We start from the raw sequence: 221 nt of genomic DNA on the forward strand, positions 1-221 counted from the left end.
CTTGGCGGCTTCCTTGAGCTTGGAGCCCGCGGACACCTTCACGCTGTAGCCGGCCGGGATCTGGATCGGGTCGCCGGTCTGCGGGTTGCGCGCGGTGCGAGCGGCACGGTGGGTGCGCTCGAAGGTCAGGAAGCCAGGGATGGTGACCTTCTCGTCGCCCTTGGCGACGACCTCGCCGACGGTCTCGGCGAACGCGGCCAGCACGGCGTCGGCGTCCTTGC

At 70.6% G+C, this 221-nt stretch carries 1 protein-coding gene; it reads right to left on the minus strand.

Translation table 11 applies throughout. From position 1 onward, the window contains the following. On the minus strand, positions 1-221 hold a 221-nt coding region (locus SZN_RS37440; RefSeq protein WP_007506835.1), incomplete at both ends, for an HU family DNA-binding protein.

This window comes from Streptomyces zinciresistens K42 (assembly GCF_000225525.1).
Taxonomy (GTDB): domain Bacteria; phylum Actinomycetota; class Actinomycetes; order Streptomycetales; family Streptomycetaceae; genus Streptomyces; species Streptomyces zinciresistens.